This window comes from Sphingopyxis sp. JAI128, from assembly GCF_014207235.1.
Lineage (GTDB): Bacteria > Pseudomonadota > Alphaproteobacteria > Sphingomonadales > Sphingomonadaceae > Sphingopyxis.
Map to the genome: position 1 here is coordinate 272211 of NZ_JACHDA010000001.1, position 16584 is coordinate 288794.

Genomic DNA, 16584 nt, shown 5'->3' on the forward strand with positions numbered 1-16584 from the left:
TTGCAGTCTGTCGAACAAACGCGCCTCGCGGCGCGCGACGATCTCGCTACGAGCGTGCTCGCTAACAATCGCACCGCAGGGCGGCGAGTCGCCGTGGCCGAAAGCTGCACGGGCGGCATGGTCAGTGCCGCGCTGACCGACATTGCGGGCAGCTCGGATGTTTTCTCGGCCGGGTTCATCACCTATTCGGGACACGCCAAGCAGACACAGCTCGACGTCAGCAGCGAGATTATCGAAACCTTCGGCGAAGTCTCGCTTGCGACCGCGTGGGCCATGGCGGCAGGTGCGCTGGCAAACAGCGATGCCGACGTCGCGGTCGCGATCACCGGCATCGCGGGCCCGGGCGGCGGCTCCGAAAAGAAACCCGTTGGCTTGGTCGTTTTCGCGCGCGCCCTGCGCGGACAGGATCCCGACGATTATTTCACCCAGCGCATCCAGTTCGATTCGACCGACCGCGCCACGATCCGCCATCACGCGACGCTCTTTGCGCTCAGCCTGCTTCAGCCCGAAAAGGACGGACTGCGGCCGTCGGAGGATGTCGTGTTGCCGGCCCCGTAGAGATCGTCGGCGCGCGTTTCGAACGCCGCGATCATCTTTCTGAGCGCCTTGTCGAACATCTGCCCGGCGAGCGCCTCGAACATCCGGCTGCGGAACGAGAAATCGACCATGAAGTCGACACGGCAACCGCCACCCTCGACAGGCCGGAAGTGCCATTCATTACCGAGATGCTTCATCGGGCCGTCGATGTAGCTGACGATGACCTCGTGCGGGCGCTGTTTGTGGACGCGGCACGAGAAGCTTTCGCGCAGCCCCTTGAAGCCGACGATCATGTCGGCGACCGTCTCATGCTCGCTGTCGTCGCGGATGCGCAGCGCGACGACCCACGGCAGGAATTCGGGATAGCGCGCGATGTCGGTGACGAGCGCGAACATCTGTTCGTCGCTATACGGCAGCTCGCGCGTTTCGTGATGCCTTGGCAACGGGCGCTCAGTCCGCCTTGACGCGCGCCAACTGCGCCTCGCGCGCGGCGCGCATCCGTTCGAAATCGTCGCCGGCGTGATAGCTCGACCGGGTCAGGGGCGACGAAGCGACCTGCAGGAACCCCTTGGCGCGCGCGATCTGCGCATAGGCGTCGAAGGCCTGCGGCGTAACGAATTCGGCGACCTTCGCATGTTTCGGCGTCGGCTGGAGATATTGGCCCATCGTCATGAAATCGATGTCGGCGCTGCGCATGTCGTCCATCACCTGATGGACCTCCATCCGTTCCTCGCCAAGGCCGAGCATGATACCCGACTTGGTGAAAATCGACGGATCGCGACGCTTGACGCTTTCGAGCAAGCGCAACGACGCATAATAGCGCGCGCCGGGGCGGATCGTCGGATAGAGCCGCGGGACGGTTTCGAGATTATGGTTATAAACGTCGGGGCGCGCATCGACGATCGCGGCGACCGCGCTTTCGGGCTTGTTGCGAAAATCGGGGGTCAGGATCTCGATCGTCGTCTGCGGCGTTTCGCGGCGCAGCGCGTTGATGACTTTCACGAACTGGCTGGCGCCGCCGTCGGGCAGATCGTCGCGATCGACCGAGGTGATGACGATATGCGTCAGCCCCATCTTCGCCGCCGCGATCGCCGTATGTTCGGGCTCGAGCAGGTCGACCGGGCGCGGCATCCCGGTCTTGACGTTGCAGAAGGCGCAGGCGCGCGTGCAGGTGTCGCCGAGGATCATCACCGTGGCATGCTTTTTGGTCCAGCATTCGCCGATGTTCGGACACGCCGCTTCCTCGCACACCGTATGCAGGTTCAGCTCGCGCATCAGCTTGCGCGTTTCGGCGTAGCCGGGGCTCGTCGGCGCCTTGACGCGGATCCAGTCGGGCTTGCGCGCGCGCTGGCTGGGAGTCGACGCGGGCTGTACGGGCGATGCGGGAGCGTTCATGGCGCCCACATAGTCTTGCACGCGCCTCTTCTCAACCTCTCTACCTATGCTAAGGCGCGTCCATGACTCACTTTACCGACATGATCGACGGCTACCGGCGTTTCCGTAACGGCGGCTGGCAACAGCAACGCGAACGCTGGGACGAACTCGCCGTGGGCCAATCGCCCAAGGTGATGGTCATCGCCTGCTCCGACAGCCGCGTCGAACCCTCGCAGATCTTCGACACCAATCCGGGCGAAATCTTTGTCGTGCGCAACGTCGCGGCGCTGGTGCCGCCGTTCGAAACCACACCGGGCCGTCACGGCGTGTCGGCGGCGCTCGAATTCGCCGTCCAGTTCCTGAAGGTCGAGGAAATCGTCGTGATGGGCCACGGCCTGTGCGGCGGTTGCCACGCCGCGCTTCACAAGTCGATGGAGGGCGCCGAACCGGGCCGCGGCGGCTTCATCGCCGACTGGATCGCGATGCTCGACGAGGCAAGCGAAGAGGTGCGGAATACCCATGCCGACCTCGACACCCGCGACGCCGGCCGCGCCATGGAAATGGCAGCGGTGCGGGTAAGTATTGACAACCTAAGAACTTTTCCCTGCATTCAGGAAAAGGAACGGCGCGGGACGCTGACGCTGCGTGGAGCGTTTTTCGCGATCAGCGACGGCGTCTTGCATCTGATGGACGACGCGACGGGAGATTTTTCTCCCGCCTGATCAGGAGGGCGATATGAGCAAGAATGCATTTTGGGTTGCGGTCATCATTGTCGCGGCGATCGTCGGCGCGCTTCTGGGGCCCACTCTTGCGCAATCGCTCTCGCCCGGCGCGATGTTGATTTTTTCGATAGTGACGCTGGTCGCGATCGTCGGGCTGATCGCCTGGTCGCTGTCGGCCAATAAATCGGGAATAAAGGCGGGCCCCGAGGCGCTCGCCGATGCGCGCGCGATGCGGGTGCCCGACGGCAAGGCGCGCATCTATGTCACGCGCCGCGGTTTCGTCGCCGCTTTGCAAGGAATGAATATCGTCCTCGACGATAGCGCAAGGGCCCAGATCAAGTCGGGCCAGATGTTGATGGCCGACGTGGCGCCGGGCACCCACCGGCTGCACGCCGCGATGGCGAAAGGCATCATGGCGCACGCCGGCGCGATGGAGATCGAGGTTGCCGCCGGCGACGTCGTCGTCGTCGACGCGATGTTCGAAATGAGCGCGCTCAAGGGCGATGCGAAGCTGACCCGGCTCGACGGCGCGAAAGCGCGCGAAAATGTCCATGCGACCAAACTGGTCCTGTGGGAAGTCGCGCCGGACTGAAATCGGCCCGCGGGGTTGCGCCGCGCGGCGCCGCGGTCCATGCGGCCCCATGCCCATCAAACCGACTCTCCCCCGCTGGGTCCGGCTCTGGCGGTTGCGGATCAACCGCCGCGCGCGCAGCGAGGTTGTCGATATTCGCCGGCGCGTGGCGATGGTCGGCGGCGCCGTGTTGCTTGGCCTCGTCGCGCTCGCCTTTGCGACGGCGGGCGACCATGCACAGCGGTTGATCTTTCGCGTCACCGACCGGGTCTGGTGGCTGCCGCTCCTGATCACGCCGACGGCCTTTGCCTTGATCGTCTGGACCGCGGCACGCTTTTTTCCCGAATCGCGCGGGTCGGGGATTCCGCAGATCATCGCCGCCGGACGCCGCCCCGACGAGTCCGTAAAAGGCCCGCTCGTCTCGTTGCGCACTGCGATCGCCAAGCTGGGCCTGACGCTGGCGACGCTTGCGGCGGGCGGTTCGGTCGGGCGCGAGGGGCCGACGGTCCAGGTCAGCGCCGCGATCATGGTCGCGGTCCACCGGTTGCTGAAGGTGCGCATCACCGCGGGCGTGTTCATTGCCGGCGGCGCCGCGGGCGTGGCGGCCGCGTTTAACACCCCGCTCGCCGGCATTGCCTTTGCCATCGAGGAACTCGCCTCGGCCTATGAACAGCGCGTCGCTGTGCTGACGATGGGCGCGGTCATGATCGCCGGCCTCGTCAGCCTCGCCATCGCGGGCGACTATGTCTATTTTGGTGTGATGCGTGAGACGTTGCCGGTGGCGGACGTGCTGATCATCGCGCCGGTCGCGGGGGTCGGCGGCGGGCTCGCGGGCGGCCTGTTCGCGCGGATCGTCCTTGCAGCGAGCGCGCGGACCGCGGGTTGGGCGCGCTATGCCGCGCGGCGCCCCGTCGTGTTCGCGGCGGGATGCGGCCTCGTCGTCGCCATGGTCGGGGTCGCGACGAGCGGCGGCACCTGGGGCACGGGCTATGACGTCACCAAATTCCTCGTCGAAGGCAATCAGGGCAAGCTGTGGTTCTTCCCCGCCAAATTTGCCGCGGCGCTCGCCTCGACGCTGAGCGGCGCCCCCGGCGGCATCTTCGCCCCGTCGCTCGCCGTCGGCGCGGGCTTCGGCAATCTCCTTACCCCCGCCTTTCCCGAGAGCCCGGCGGGCGCGGTCGTGATGATGGGGATGGTCGCCTATTTTGTCGGAGTCGTGCGGGCGCCGCTCACCGCCGTCATCATTCTGATCGAAGCGACCGCGGCGCGCGGCGTGATCCTGCCGCTGTTCATGACCGCGCTGATCGCCGACTGGACGAGTGCGCAAATTTGCCCGACGCGCCTCTATCACGGGCTCGCGATGCGGATGCTGCCGGGGAAGACCTCTGCGGCCTAAGGAATAGCGTAGGTGACGTTCGCCTGACCGACGGGCTTATCGGCGGCGTCGGTCCAGATGCGGATATCCATTACCGCCAGCCGCTTGCCGAGGCGCAGCATATGCGCGTCGGCGAACAGCGGGCCCGGGCGGCACGGACGCAGAAATTGATAATTGAGCGCGCTCGTCACCGCCATCGCGACGGGGCCGATATGGGCCAGGACGAGCGCATAGGCCGCCATGTCGGCAAAGCCCATCTGCGTCGGCCCCGAAATCAGCCCGCCAGGGCGGAGCGCCTGTTCATTGGGAACGAGGCGCGCCTGAACATGGCCCGGAACCGCCGAGACCACGCGCCCGCGCGAGCCCGGCTGCGAATGCGGGAAGGCCTCCGCCATGAAGGCGTTGAGCGCGTCCGCGTCCATGCGGATCGCGCCCGACGAGATCGGAGCCGCCGCCTCCGCCATCGCCTTTAGCGCGACAGCTTCTTGTACGTCGTCGCGTGCGGGCGCGTCGCGCCTTCGCCGAGGCGACGGATCTTGTCTTCCTCATAGGATTCGAAGTTTCCTTCGAACCATTCGACGTGGCTGTCGCCTTCAAACGCCAGGATATGCGTCGCAAGGCGATCGAGGAAGAAGCGGTCGTGGCTGATGACCACGGCGCAGCCGGCGAAATTTTCGAGCGCTTCTTCGAGCGCGGCGAGCGTTTCGGTGTCGAGGTCGTTGGTCGGTTCGTCGAGCAGCAGGACGTTGCCGCCCTGCTTCAGCATCTTCGCCATATGGACGCGGTTGCGTTCGCCGCCCGACAACTGGCCAACCTTTTTCTGCTGGTCGGTGCCCTTGAAATTGAATGCGCCGACATAGGCACGCGTCTGCATCTCGTGCTTGCCGATATTCATCAGATCGTGGCCGCCCGAAATTTCTTCCCAGACATTCTTGTTCGGGTCGAGCGCGTCGCGGCTCTGGTCGACATAGCCCAGGCGGACGGTGTCGCCGATGCTGACGCTCCCGCTGTCGGGCTGTTCCTGCCCGGTGATCAGCTTGAACAGCGTCGACTTGCCCGCGCCGTTCGGGCCGATCACGCCGACGATGCCGCCCGGCGGCAGCGTGAAGGACAGGTCCTCGAACAACAGCTTGTCGCCATAAGCCTTAGATATATTGTTGACCTCGATCACCTTGCCGCCGAGGCGTTCGGGGACTTGGATGACGATCTGCGCCTTGCCCGGCGCACGGTTTTCCTGCGCCTCGACGAGCTGGTCGAACGATTTGATACGCGCTTTCGACTTGGCCTGCCGTGCCTTTGGCGACTGCCGGATCCACTCGAGCTCGTCCTTGATCGCCTTCTGGCGACCCTGGTCTTCGCGCGCTTCCTGTTCGAGGCGCTTACCCTTCTTTTCAAGATAGGTCGAATAATTGCCCTCGTAGACGAAATAGCGGCCGCGATCGAGTTCGAGGATCCAGTTCACGACATTGTCGAGGAAATAGCGGTCGTGGGTGACGAGGATAACGTTGCCAGGATAGTCGACGAGATGTTTTTCCAGCCACGCGACGCTTTCGGCGTCCAAATGGTTGGTCGGTTCGTCGAGCAGCAGAATCGATGGCTTTTCGAGCAACAGACGCGTCAGCGCGATGCGGCGCTTTTCACCGCCCGACAGATTCTCGACGCTCCAGTCGCCCGGCGGACAGCGCAGCGCCTCCATTGCGATTTCGAGCTGGTTGTCGAGCGTCCAGCCGTCGACCGCGTCGATCTTTTCCTGGAGCGTGCCCATTTCCTCCATCAGCGCGTCGAAATCGGCGTCAGCGGGCGGGTCCGCCATCAGCGCGCTGATCTCGTTGAAACGGTCCATCATGTCGGCGACGGGGCGCACGCCGTCCATGACATTTTCCTTGACCGTCTTGGTCGGGTCGAGCTGCGGCTCCTGCGCCAGATAGCCGACGGTGATGCCTTCGCCGGGCCAGGCTTCGCCAGTAAAATCCTTGTCGATGCCGCCCATGATCTTCATCAGCGTCGATTTACCCGTGCCGTTCGGGCCGACGATGCCGATCTTGGCGTCAGGATAGAATTGCAGGCTCAGATTGTTGAGCGTCGGCTTTTGTGCGCCAGGATAGGTCTTGGTCAGACCCTTCATCACGAAACTATATTGGGCGGCCATGAAATGCTCCGGTATGGGCTGGGCCGCGGTGCGCGGCCGGGAGAGATGTTGCGCGCCGGTTAGCGAATGGGGGCGCGATTGGCAATCGACGCTTGCGCGGGCGAGGCGCGGCGTTACGACGACGGCATGCCCCTTTTCCTTCCCCTGCCCCGCCTTGCCGGGATCGCCGCCCTCATCCTTTCGACCACCGGCGCGTCGGCGTCGATTCCACCGCCGCCGGGCGCGGCCGAACTGGCCCAGCGCGGCGACGATATCGCCTGGACGATCACCGAAGGCCTGACCACGGAAGTGGGGCCGCGCATGGCGGGGACCGAAGCCGAGGCGGCGGCGCGGCGCTGGGCTGTGGCGCGGCTGCAATCGATGGGTTTTGCCAATGTGCGCGAAGAACCGTTCGACATGCCCGTCTGGGTACGCGGCGAGGAAGCGGCTTGGCTGACGAGCCCGTTCCAGCCGCAAAAGCTGGCGATCGCCGCGCTCGGCAATTCGGCATCGACGGGTACGAAAGGCATCGAGGGCGATATCGCCTATTTCAACAGCTTCGACGCGCTCGCCGCGGCGCCCGACCATCGCGTGAAGGGCCGGATCGTCTTTATCGACCACAAGATGCAGCCGACACAGGACGGCAGCGGATACGGCTATTATGGCCGCGGGCGCTTCACCGGGCCCAATGTCGCGGCAAAGAAGGGCGCCGCCGGGATCGTCATCCGCTCGATCGGCACTGACGCGCACCGCAATCCGCATACCGGCGTGACCAATTTCGAGGCGGGGGTAAAGCCGATCCCGGCGGGCGCGATCTCGAATCCGGACGCCGATCAGCTGGTGCGCCAGTGGAAGCGCGCGCAGCAGATGCGCGCGAAGGAAACGCCGCTCGGCTATATCGCCGAACCGCTGCGGATGAAGCTGGTCCTGACGCCGCAGGACACAGGAATCCGCAAATCGGGCAACGTCATTGCCGAAGTGCCGGGTAGCGATCCGGCCGCCAGCCCCATTATCGTCGCCTGCCACCTCGACAGCTGGGACCTCGGCACCGGCGCCATCGACGATGCGGCGGGCTGCGGCATCGTCACCGCCGCCGCGAAACATGTCATGAGCGCGGGCCAGCCGCGTCGCACGATCCGCATTCTGTGGGCCGGCGCCGAAGAGGTCGGCGTGTTCGGCGGCGAGGCCTATTTTGAAAAACATGGGACGGAAAAACATGCCGTTGCGCTCGAATCCGATTTCGGCGCCGACCGCGTGTGGCGGATCGATTTCAAACTGCCCGACAGCGCGAAAGCGCTTGCCGACCAGCTGGCGGCGGCGGTGATGCCGCTCGGAGTCGTGCGCGGAAAACAGCCGGCAAACGGCGGCGCCGATATCGGCGCGCTGGTGCAAGCGGGGGTCCCCGCGATCGACCTTGTGCAAGATGGCACACGCTATTTTGACATCCACCACACGCCCGACGATACGCTGGACAAGATCGATCCCGCGCAGTTGCGGCAAAATGTTGTCGTTTGGTCGGCGGTGCTGGCGATTCTCGCGAACAGCGGAGCGGCCGAACTTCCATAATCGTTACGGGGAAATGACAGATTTCGGAGCACCGCCCCTCCATCTCAATTATTTTTGTTGACGATTCACGCGGAACAGCTAAATCCCGCCGCTCGCGGAACGGGAAAGTTTCCGGGACGCGAAAGGCATTTTAGGGAGCCCACACATCATGAAGAAGTTTGCTGCTATCGCCGTTGCTGCCAGCATGTTCGCCCTCGCCGCTTGCGGTGAAAAGGCTGCTGAAGAAGCTACCACCGAAGCTCCGGCCGCTGAAGCGGTTGCCGAAGAAGGCGCCGACGCCGCTGCTGCTGGCGCCGAAGCCGCTGCCGCTGGTGCCGACGCTGCCGCTGCTGGCGCCGAAGCCGCTGCTCCGGCCGACGCCGCTGCCGCTCCGGCCGCTGCTGCTCCGGCCGACGCCGCTGCCGCTCCGGCTGAAGAAAAGAAGTAAGTCTCAGCCCTTCGGGGCGATGACTGAAACGAAAAGGGCGGCCTTCCCTCGGGAAGGCCGCTTTTTTTGTGTCCGCTTCCGGTATAGGCCGATCCCCCGTCTTGCAGGCCGCGCCGGGCTGTGAGACACCGCCGCGAAGCGATCGGAGTGCGCCGCGCGATGGGAAAAAGGCCTGAAACCGCTCGCGGAAAACGCCTCATTCTGTTGCTCGACGGCACCTGGAACAGTTCGGCGGACAACACCAGCGTGTGGCGCCTCAGCCAGCTCGTCGCGCCGAGGGACGGCGCAGGGATCGAACAGCTTTGCTATTATACCGCCGGGGTCGGCACGCCGCGGGGCGAAGCAATCCGCGGCGGCATCTTCGGTCATGGGCTCGATCGCGATGTCATCGGCGCCTATCGCTGGCTGATGGGCCATTACGACCGGGGCGACCAGATCTTTCTCTTCGGTTTCAGCCGGGGCGCCTTCACAGCGCGCAGCGTCGCGGGGATGATTGCCAGGTGCGGATTGCTGCGCCCCGGCTCGCCACTGTCGGTCGAGGAGCTTTACCAACGATATCGTCTCGATGCGAAGGCCGCCTCTTTCGTCGAGCTTCACCAGACGAAGGACCTGCCCCCGCAGGAAAAGCGCTTGCTGCGCCATTCGCGCCGTGTGCCGTTCAAAATGATCGGCGTATGGGATACCGTCGGGGCGCTCGGCGTCCCGTTCGGCAATATCCGCGGTATCAGCCGGCGGCGCTTCGGCTTCCACAATACGCGGCTTTCGGCGATTTTCGAACATGCCTATCACGCGCTCGCGCTCGACGAGCATCGCGCCGCCTTTGCCCCGACGCTGTGGACGCGTTTCACCCCCGCGCGTCCCGATCCGCCCGGCAAACGCCGCATTCGCCAGACGATCGTCGAACAACGGTGGTTCGCGGGCGCCCACGCCAACGTTGGCGGCGGCATCGCCGGCGACGACATGCCGCAATTGCCGCTGGCCTGGCTGATGGCAAAGGCCGGCGCGCTCGGCCTTGCCTACCGCGGCGACGTCGTCCCCACCGGCTATGAAGTCACCGCGCCGATTCACGACAGTTTTCGTCGCTTCCTGCACGGGCTTTACCGGATATTGAAGCTCGGACGGCGGTTCCAGCGCCGTATCGCGGCGCCCGCGACGCCGGGTAACAAGGGATATTGGCTGACCGCCAACGAAACGATCGACGCCAGCGTCTTCGACCGCTGGCGCAAGATCCCCGCCTATCGCCCCGCCGGCCTGATCCGATGGGCGACAGCGCTGGGGATCGATCCCGGGACATTGCACGGTGCCGTCGATGCGCGCACCGGGTCGGCGATCGCACCCCCTGCCCCACCCCAGGCTCGACCACGGCGCGGAAGGGCAGTGACAAAGAAGTTGAATTAGCGGGGAGATGGTCGGGGAGACAGGATTCGAACCTGCGACATCTTGCTCCCAAAGCAAGCGCGCTACCGGGCTGCGCCACTCCCCGACGCTGCGGGCGCCTTAGGTTTGGCCCTGCAAAAGGGCAAGCGGAAACGATGGCGCGGACGCCTTTGTGATGCTTAACGGAAATTTTGCGCTCGCGATCTAAAGTCCCGGCATGGGGGGTCGATTGACAGGGCTGGACGGGCTGCGCGGTGTCGCGGCATTCGCCGTGCTCGGCTATCACCTCCACATACTGGTGTTCGAGGCGTCGCGCGGCACCGCTTTTCTCGCGGTCGATTTCTTCTTCATGCTCAGCGGCTATGTCATGGCGCGCACTTATGAAGCACGTTGGGAAAGCCCTTCTCCGGCGGCGTATTTCATGACGAGCCGCTTGCAACGGCTTTGGCCCACCATGGCGGTTGGCGGCGCGATCGGCGCCGTCGCGGCCTTCATCCAATTGCCCGTCAGCGACGTCCTGCCGATGCTGCTCAACCTCCTGCTTATCCCGTGGTTCGTCGGCATTCTTGCCTTTCCGCTCAACGTACCGGCCTGGTCGATCCTTTTCGAGCTTGCGGCCAATCTGGCCCATGTTTTTGTCCTGCGGCGCTTGCGAATGCGAAGCCTCGTCGCGATCGCGGCGCTCGCGGGTCTCGTCTTTGTAGTCGGTGGCCGGAGTCAGGGCCTCGACGTCGGCTCGCGGCCCGATAACTTCCTGCTCGGTCTGCCGCGTGTCCTGATGTCCTATACGATCGGGATCATCCTGTGGCGCAGCTGGCGCGACAAGCCGGCGATCACCGGCTCGCCCAGCTTCGCATTTCTGGCCATGCCGCTCATTTTCGGGACATCGCTGGTGATCCCCAATGCTTCCTGGATTGCCAATCTCCTCTTCATCACGATCGTCTGTCCGATGATCATGGCCGGCGGCCTCCGCTTTCCGGCCGCTTCGCGCTGGTCGCCGGTCCTGTCGGTCGCGGGCGCGATGTCCTTCCCGCTTTACGCGGTGCATGTTCCCGCGATGGTGCTCGTCAAATATCTCGGCGGGCACTGGACGCTGAGCCTGGCCACTGCGATCGCCACGGCCGCGCTATTCCCGTCGGTCCGCCGTGCGATCAGCGCGGCGATGACCCGACGCCGACCGATCGAAGCGGTCGCCTGACCGGAATATCATCCCGCAGACGTCGCAATCAGCCGCGCATAGAAGACAATCATGCGTCGAAAGCTGTCGATCGTCATATGCTCGTTGGTGCCGTGAATCATCGCCGTCTCTTTCAGCGTGAAATGCATCGGCATGAAACGATAGACGTCGGCCGATACCGGCTCCATGCTGCGGCTGTCGGTCGCCGCGACGACCAGATAGGGGGCGACGACCGCATCGGGCGCGTCGGCGCGCGCGGCAGCCGCGACATATTTCCATCCCAGCGAATTGCTCGACGAGACGTGCGACGGTTCGTTCGGCGGCTTCACCCAGCTCAGCTTGACGGGCGCGTCGCCGACCGCGGCCCTGGCGCGCGCCATCACGTCGGCCGAGCGGTTCCACGGCGCGATGCGATAGTTGATGAGTGCGCTCGCCGATTGCGGGAGGACATTTTCTTTGGGGCTACCCTGCAGCATCGTCGGCGCGATCGTCGTGTGGAAGGCGGCGGCGGCGGACGGCGAAGCCGACAATTGTCCTTGCAGAACCGGGCCGAGAAGCCACTGGTTGGCAACCGCGACCTTGGTCGCCCCGCCCTTGTGCGCGGCCAACGCCTCGACCATCGCCGCGCCGGGACCGCGCATTTCGATCGGAAACGGCTTGTCGGCGATCGCGAGCACCGCGCGCGCGAGCGTGGTGACCCCGGTCTCCGCGGGCGGCATCGAGCTGTGCCCCCCGGGCGCATCGGCGGTGACCTTCAGCGTCGCGTAGCCTTTTTCGGCGACCCCGATCAGGATCGCCGGGCCGTCGATGACCGGCGTGTCGCGCAGCACGACGCTGCCCTCGTCGAGCGTGAACAATGCCTTGACGCCGGCGGCCTTCAGCGTCGCGGCAGCCGCGACCGCGCCCGAGCCGCCAGCCTCTTCGTCGTGGCCCGATACCAGATAGATACCGCGTTTCGGCCGGAATCCCTGCACCGCCAGCGCCTCGATCGCCTCGAACAGTCCGACCAGCGAACCCTTGTCGTCGATCGTACCGCGCCCCCACACCGCCTGCTCCGCGATTGTTCCGGAAAAGGGCGGATATTTCCAGTCGCCTTCGGTACCTTCGGTGACGGGCACGACATCCTGATGCGCCATGAGGATGATCGGCGCCAGCGAAGCATCGCTCCCCGGCCAGTGAAAGACGAGCGTCCGGTTCGGCAGGATGGTCCGCGCCATCGCGCGGTGCGTTGCGGGATAGGTGGCGGCAAGCCAAGCGTGAAGACGATCCCATTCCGCGATGTCATTCTCCGCCGGGTCCTGATGCGATATTGTCCGGAACTGCGCCGCGACGCTCAGATGCGCGGTCGCGGCGTCAAGATCGAACGGCGGCGGCGCAGCGAGGCGGATATCGCTGCCATCGGCGATATCGCCGGGAGCAAAGGTCGCCGTGCGTACTCCCACCACGCCTGCCGCAACCGCCACGATCGCCAAACCGCCCAGCAGGATCGTCCGCCGCTTCCCCATATCCCTCTCCCTTTTCCTGGCGCCGCAATGGATCGTCACCGGTTGCATTTTGCAAGGGAAATCCGGGCCAGCCACGGCCAATCGCAGGCAGGCGGTGGAGCGATGTCGCTACTGTTGAAAATGGTGGGCCCGGCAGGACTCGAACCCGCAACCTAGCCGTTATGAGCGGCCAGCTCTAACCATTGAGCTACAGGCCCCCCGTTGCAATCCCGGCGGGGATGTGCGGGCGATAGCGGAGGCCGAGCCGCATTGGCAAGCCCAACGATCAGGACGCGGCCTTGCGTTCCGCCATCGCCAAAATCGCTTCCGCCGTCGTCGCCTCGACGCCGCGGCGCGCGAGATGATCGAGCACCACGTCCCACCAGCGATAGAAGAGGGCCAGATCGGCATCACTGCGCACATAGGGCGTGTTGCCCGGTTGCAGCGACGATGTGCGGGCGATAGCGGAGGCCGAGCCGCATTGGCAAGCCCAACGATCAGGACGCGGCCTTGCGTTCCGCCATCGCCAAAATCGCTTCCGCCGTCGTCGCCTCGACGCCGCGGCGCGCGAGATGATCGAGCACCACGTCCCACCAGCGATAGAAGAGGGCCAGATCGGCATCACTGCGCACATAGGGCGTGTTGCCCGGTTGCAGCGACGGCGAATGAAAGGAGAAGGTCAGGACGGGCAAGCGCGCCTCGATCGCGATGTCGATCGCTTGGCACGCCTTTTCGGCCGGTATGCCTTCGGGGGTCAGCGCGATCCGCTCGACCAGGCCGAGCCGCGCGAGCGCCGCATGGCTGTTCGACGAGGTGCGATGGTAGAGCCAGCGGCCCGCACGCCCGAAAAGACCGGCAAAGACCGTCGTGACGGGCATTTCGAGCACCGCGCCCTGTCCGGTGCGGACCCACCAGGGGTGTAAAGGAGCATCGCGATAATTGGGACCATGTCCTGCGCGATAATCGAAACCGGCGCGCACCGACGTGTCGCAGCGGAAGCCCAGCTCGGCGAGCATCGTCCCCGTTTCGGGGCCAAGTCCGTAACGCCCGGCGCGATACGCTGTCGGCGCGACGCCGAAGCGATCGCGGATCGCGTCGCGCAGCGCGGTCATTTTCGCGCGCTGCAACGCGATGGGCAGATTGCCGGTATAGCTGTTGCGCGCGTTGACGTCTTCGTCGTGCGGCGGCGTCACCCACGGATGGAGCTGGGCGCCGATTTCGCAATATCCGGCCTGCTGCGCCGCGCCAAGAATTTCCACGGCGCGGTCGTCGGCAACGATCGGCCAGTCGACAAGGTAGATCGGGCGAACCGCAGCGCGTTCGAAATAGCGCTGACAATCGCCGAGCGCCGGGACCGACCCCAACCCATAGCCCGTTTGCGAAAAGGGGGCGTCCCAATCGAAATCCTCTTCGGTATCGATCGTCACCCAGAAACGCGGACGCTCGTCCCCTTCCAGCTGGATCAGGTCCGGTGCAGCCGGATACGCAAAGAAATCGCCCGCAGGCTGCACATGCTCCCCTTCGCCCGCCCCGGGCTATTCGCCTTGCTGGACTTCCAGCTCGACCTCGGCCTTCGAGTTGGCCGACGGCACATGCAAGGTCAAGGCGTTATGCCCGATATCGAGCCGTCCGCCCCCGGCGCGCGCCAGGCTGTCGACGAGCCGCAGCGAAAAACCGAGGCTGAGAACCGCGGCTCCCGGCGCCTCCCCTTCGGGGCTGAAGCCCGGGTCGAGCAGCTCGGAGGCGGTCGCGAAACGAATCGGTGCGGGACGGACGATACGCAGTTGCAGCATGTCGTCATGCGGCGATTCGGTCACCAATTGGCCGACGAGGATTGCACCCGGTTCGGATATATCGACCAGCGCGGTCAGCATGCGGCCGACCATCCGCCGCGCGTTGGCATCGTCGGCCACCGCGACAAAGGGCCCCCCGACGCGCGAAATGCTGAGGTCGATCCGGCGTTCGGCGAGAAGCGCTCCCAGATCGCTTTCGACCTGCGCGACGATGGCGCCGACGTCGACGACGCTGTTCGAGGACGGGTCCGCAGCCACCGCATTGCTGCGTGCTGCGGTTTCCAGATCGTCGATGATCGACTGTACCGAAGCCGCATCGGCGACGATGGTTTCGGCCATCGCGCGGTAATCCTGGCTGACCGGCCCGAACATCTGCCCCGAAATAATCTGTGCAAAGCCCGAAATGGCATTCAGCGGGCTGCGCAATTCATGGATCAGCTGGCGGATTGAGTCACCCGAATCTCCGGACGCCTGCCGCCCATAAGGCGTTTCGTTGCGGTACGGACGGCGCGCGCTGGCGCGATAGCCGCGGAACTGCCCCGTCGCGGGATCGAACCAGGGCAAGGCCGAGAACCGCCACTCGCCCGCGTCTGCCTGTGTTCCTTCGAGGATCATCCGGGCGTTGATGATCTCCGCGCGCTGGCGGAAAGCGCCGGCGGCGACACCGTCGGTCCCCGGTTCGCCGGCAAAAGCCGCCTCGGCGATCGACAGGCCGATGACGGCGCCACGCGTAACGCCCTCGACCCAGTGAATCACCCCGTCGGGCCCGGTTTCGAACAGAAAGGCCGCGCGGGGCGGGCGCCCGGCAGGCGACTGGCCGCGCGAGGACTGATATTTGTCGATCCGGCGGACCAGCTCGCTGATCTGGCTTGGCCCGCTTTCGATCATAGGTTCGGTTTCTGGCTCGCCCCCGGCTTCGGCGGGTGCCAATGGCAAATCCTCCGCAGCGTTCGCGACCTCGGGCTGCGGCAACGCGACCGATGCGCTGCCAAGGCTGGCGAGCGCGCGATACACGCCCTCCGGCAAGTCGCCGCGCCCCGCCAGCACCGATCGCGCCATCGCGTTTGTCGCGGGGAGCAGCGCCAGCCAGTCGGCCTCGCTGAGGCGAGTATCGCGCAGCATGATCGCGGAAACTGCCGGAACATCGTTGGCGTAAAAGGCGACAAGCGGCGCAAACCGGCCGTGCCGCGCCAGCGCACGCGCGCTGTCGCGCCGGACCGATTCGGGCACTTGCGGCCGCAGGACGGCAAGCGCGTGAAGGCTGCGGCGAATATCCTCATCGTCCAGTTGATTGCCGCGCTGCGCCAGAATATCGGAGAGCTGACGCCACGCCGCGATGCTCGCGCGGCGATCCGCGGGCGCCTGGCGCAAGATGGTGGCGATCATCGAGTCAGCAGTCACGCGAAGCCAGCCCCACATCTTCGGTCGTTGGTTACAATATGCTTACCGGCTAGCGTGAATCATCCGGTCATGAAAGTGCCTTAACCATCCGCGTCGCATTGTGGGACAATTGCAATCGGCTGAAATAATATTATGGTCATCGCAGTTTTAGAAAGCGGATGTTTCAACGATGGCTAGTCAGAAATTCGATCAAATCGATTTGCAGATATTGGGCGAACTGCAGAAAAATGGGCGAATGACGAATGTCGAACTGGCGCAGATGGTGGGACTGACCGCGCCGCCCTGCCTCCGCCGCGTCCGCGCCCTCGAGGAAGCCGGCGTCATCCGCTCATACCACGCCGACCTCGACGCGGCGAAGCTCGGCTATGGCATCACCGTCTTCGCGATGGTCAGCCTGCGCAGCCAAGCCGAATCGGATTTGAAAGCATTTGAAGATTATGTCGGCGGACTTCCCGAAGTGCGCGAATGCTACATGCTGAACGGCGAGATCGACTTCCTGCTCAAGGTGGTCGCGCGCGACCTGCAGAGCTTCCAGTCCTTCCTGACCGCGCACCTGACCTCGGCGCCGAATGTGACCAGCGTCAAGACCTCGCTGACGATCCGTACCGCAAAGCAACTGGCGGGAATCCCGGTCGAAACCTGATCATCCCCG

At 65.0% G+C, this 16584-nt stretch carries 17 protein-coding genes and 2 tRNA genes; 9 read left to right on the forward strand and 10 right to left on the reverse strand.

What is annotated here, in order from left to right:
- A complete protein-coding gene (locus tag HDC35_RS01225) occupies window positions 1–558 on the forward strand; it encodes a CinA family protein (RefSeq protein WP_184643054.1) in 558 nt (185 codons plus the stop codon).
- On the opposite strand, the gene HDC35_RS01230 is transcribed toward HDC35_RS01225, so the two are convergent.
- Both HDC35_RS01230 and lipA read right to left on the reverse strand, forming a co-directional pair.
- Window positions 501–980, reverse strand: a complete 480-nt coding sequence (locus HDC35_RS01230) for a type II toxin-antitoxin system RatA family toxin (protein ID WP_184643055.1) — start codon at window positions 978–980, stop codon at window positions 501–503. The two genes, HDC35_RS01225 and HDC35_RS01230, sit on opposite strands and share 58 nt — an antisense overlap.
- Window positions 981–987: 7 nt before the next feature.
- Window positions 988–1932: a lipoyl synthase gene (gene lipA, locus HDC35_RS01235; RefSeq protein ID WP_184643056.1), complete on the reverse strand. Its 945-nt coding sequence runs from the start codon at window positions 1930–1932 to the stop codon at window positions 988–990.
- A 62-nt stretch (window positions 1933–1994) separates the two neighbouring features.
- Between lipA and HDC35_RS01240 the strand changes: the two genes are divergently transcribed.
- Genes HDC35_RS01240 through HDC35_RS01250 form a run of 3 tightly spaced genes read left to right on the forward strand, consistent with a single transcriptional unit; the run spans window position 1995 to window position 4600 of the window.
- Window positions 1995–2633, forward strand: coding sequence for a carbonic anhydrase (locus HDC35_RS01240; protein WP_184643057.1), 639 nt, complete (start codon window positions 1995–1997; stop codon window positions 2631–2633).
- Between the two features lie 13 nt (window positions 2634–2646).
- Window positions 2647–3225, forward strand: coding sequence for a hypothetical protein (locus HDC35_RS01245; RefSeq protein ID WP_184643058.1), 579 nt, complete (start codon window positions 2647–2649; stop codon window positions 3223–3225).
- Window positions 3226–3274: 49 nt separating this feature from the next.
- Window positions 3275–4600 carry a chloride channel protein gene (locus HDC35_RS01250; protein WP_184643059.1) on the forward strand — a complete coding sequence of 442 codons (1326 nt, stop codon included), beginning with the start codon at window positions 3275–3277 and terminating at the stop codon, window positions 4598–4600.
- On the opposite strand, the gene HDC35_RS01255 is transcribed toward HDC35_RS01250, so the two are convergent.
- Complete coding sequence (locus HDC35_RS01255; protein ID WP_184643060.1) at window positions 4597–5001, reverse strand: PaaI family thioesterase; 405 nt, start codon at window positions 4999–5001, stop codon at window positions 4597–4599. The two genes, HDC35_RS01250 and HDC35_RS01255, sit on opposite strands and share 4 nt — an antisense overlap.
- Window positions 5002–5048: 47 nt before the next feature.
- A complete protein-coding gene (ettA, locus tag HDC35_RS01260; protein WP_184643061.1) occupies window positions 5049–6728 on the reverse strand; it encodes an energy-dependent translational throttle protein EttA in 1680 nt (559 codons plus the stop codon).
- A gap of 126 nt (window positions 6729–6854) precedes the next feature.
- On the opposite strand from ettA, the gene HDC35_RS01265 reads away from it, so the two are divergent.
- From HDC35_RS01265 to HDC35_RS01275, 3 genes are all read left to right on the forward strand, one after another.
- Window positions 6855–8273, forward strand: coding sequence for a M20/M25/M40 family metallo-hydrolase (locus tag HDC35_RS01265; protein ID WP_184643898.1), 1419 nt, complete (start codon window positions 6855–6857; stop codon window positions 8271–8273).
- Between the two features lie 148 nt (window positions 8274–8421).
- Window positions 8422–8700, forward strand: a complete 279-nt coding sequence (locus HDC35_RS01270) for a hypothetical protein (RefSeq protein WP_184643062.1) — start codon at window positions 8422–8424, stop codon at window positions 8698–8700.
- A 120-nt stretch (window positions 8701–8820) separates the two neighbouring features.
- On the forward strand, window positions 8821–10098 hold the full coding sequence (locus HDC35_RS01275; protein WP_184643063.1) for a DUF2235 domain-containing protein: 1278 nt from the start codon (window positions 8821–8823) through the stop codon (window positions 10096–10098).
- A gap of 8 nt (window positions 10099–10106) precedes the next feature.
- Here the strand turns inward: HDC35_RS01275 and HDC35_RS01280 are convergent.
- Window positions 10107–10183, reverse strand: a tRNA-Pro gene (locus HDC35_RS01280).
- A 123-nt stretch (window positions 10184–10306) separates the two neighbouring features.
- On the opposite strand from HDC35_RS01280, the gene HDC35_RS01285 reads away from it, so the two are divergent.
- Window positions 10307–11275, forward strand: a complete 969-nt coding sequence (locus HDC35_RS01285) for an acyltransferase (protein ID WP_184643064.1) — start codon at window positions 10307–10309, stop codon at window positions 11273–11275.
- Window positions 11276–11283: 8 nt separating this feature from the next.
- Here the strand turns inward: HDC35_RS01285 and HDC35_RS01290 are convergent, their stop codons facing one another.
- From HDC35_RS01290 to HDC35_RS01310, 5 genes are all read right to left on the reverse strand, one after another.
- Window positions 11284–12759: a M20 family peptidase gene (locus HDC35_RS01290; protein ID WP_184643065.1), complete on the reverse strand. Its 1476-nt coding sequence runs from the start codon at window positions 12757–12759 to the stop codon at window positions 11284–11286.
- A 121-nt stretch (window positions 12760–12880) separates the two neighbouring features.
- Window positions 12881–12956 (reverse strand) — tRNA-Ile (locus HDC35_RS01295).
- Window positions 12957–13024: 68 nt separating this feature from the next.
- On the reverse strand, window positions 13025–13159 hold the full coding sequence (locus HDC35_RS01300; protein ID WP_260397414.1) for a hypothetical protein: 135 nt from the start codon (window positions 13157–13159) through the stop codon (window positions 13025–13027).
- A gap of 76 nt (window positions 13160–13235) precedes the next feature.
- Complete coding sequence (locus HDC35_RS01305) at window positions 13236–14249, reverse strand: polysaccharide deacetylase family protein (protein WP_184643066.1); 1014 nt, start codon at window positions 14247–14249, stop codon at window positions 13236–13238.
- 24 nt (window positions 14250–14273) lie between these two features.
- Window positions 14274–15917, reverse strand: a complete 1644-nt coding sequence (locus HDC35_RS01310) for a HAMP domain-containing histidine kinase (protein WP_184643067.1) — start codon at window positions 15915–15917, stop codon at window positions 14274–14276.
- Window positions 15918–16101: 184 nt separating this feature from the next.
- Between HDC35_RS01310 and HDC35_RS01315 the strand changes: the two genes are divergently transcribed.
- Window positions 16102–16575 carry an Lrp/AsnC family transcriptional regulator gene (locus HDC35_RS01315; RefSeq protein ID WP_184643068.1) on the forward strand — a complete coding sequence of 158 codons (474 nt, stop codon included), beginning with the start codon at window positions 16102–16104 and terminating at the stop codon, window positions 16573–16575.
- Window positions 16576–16584: the final 9 nt, after the last annotated feature.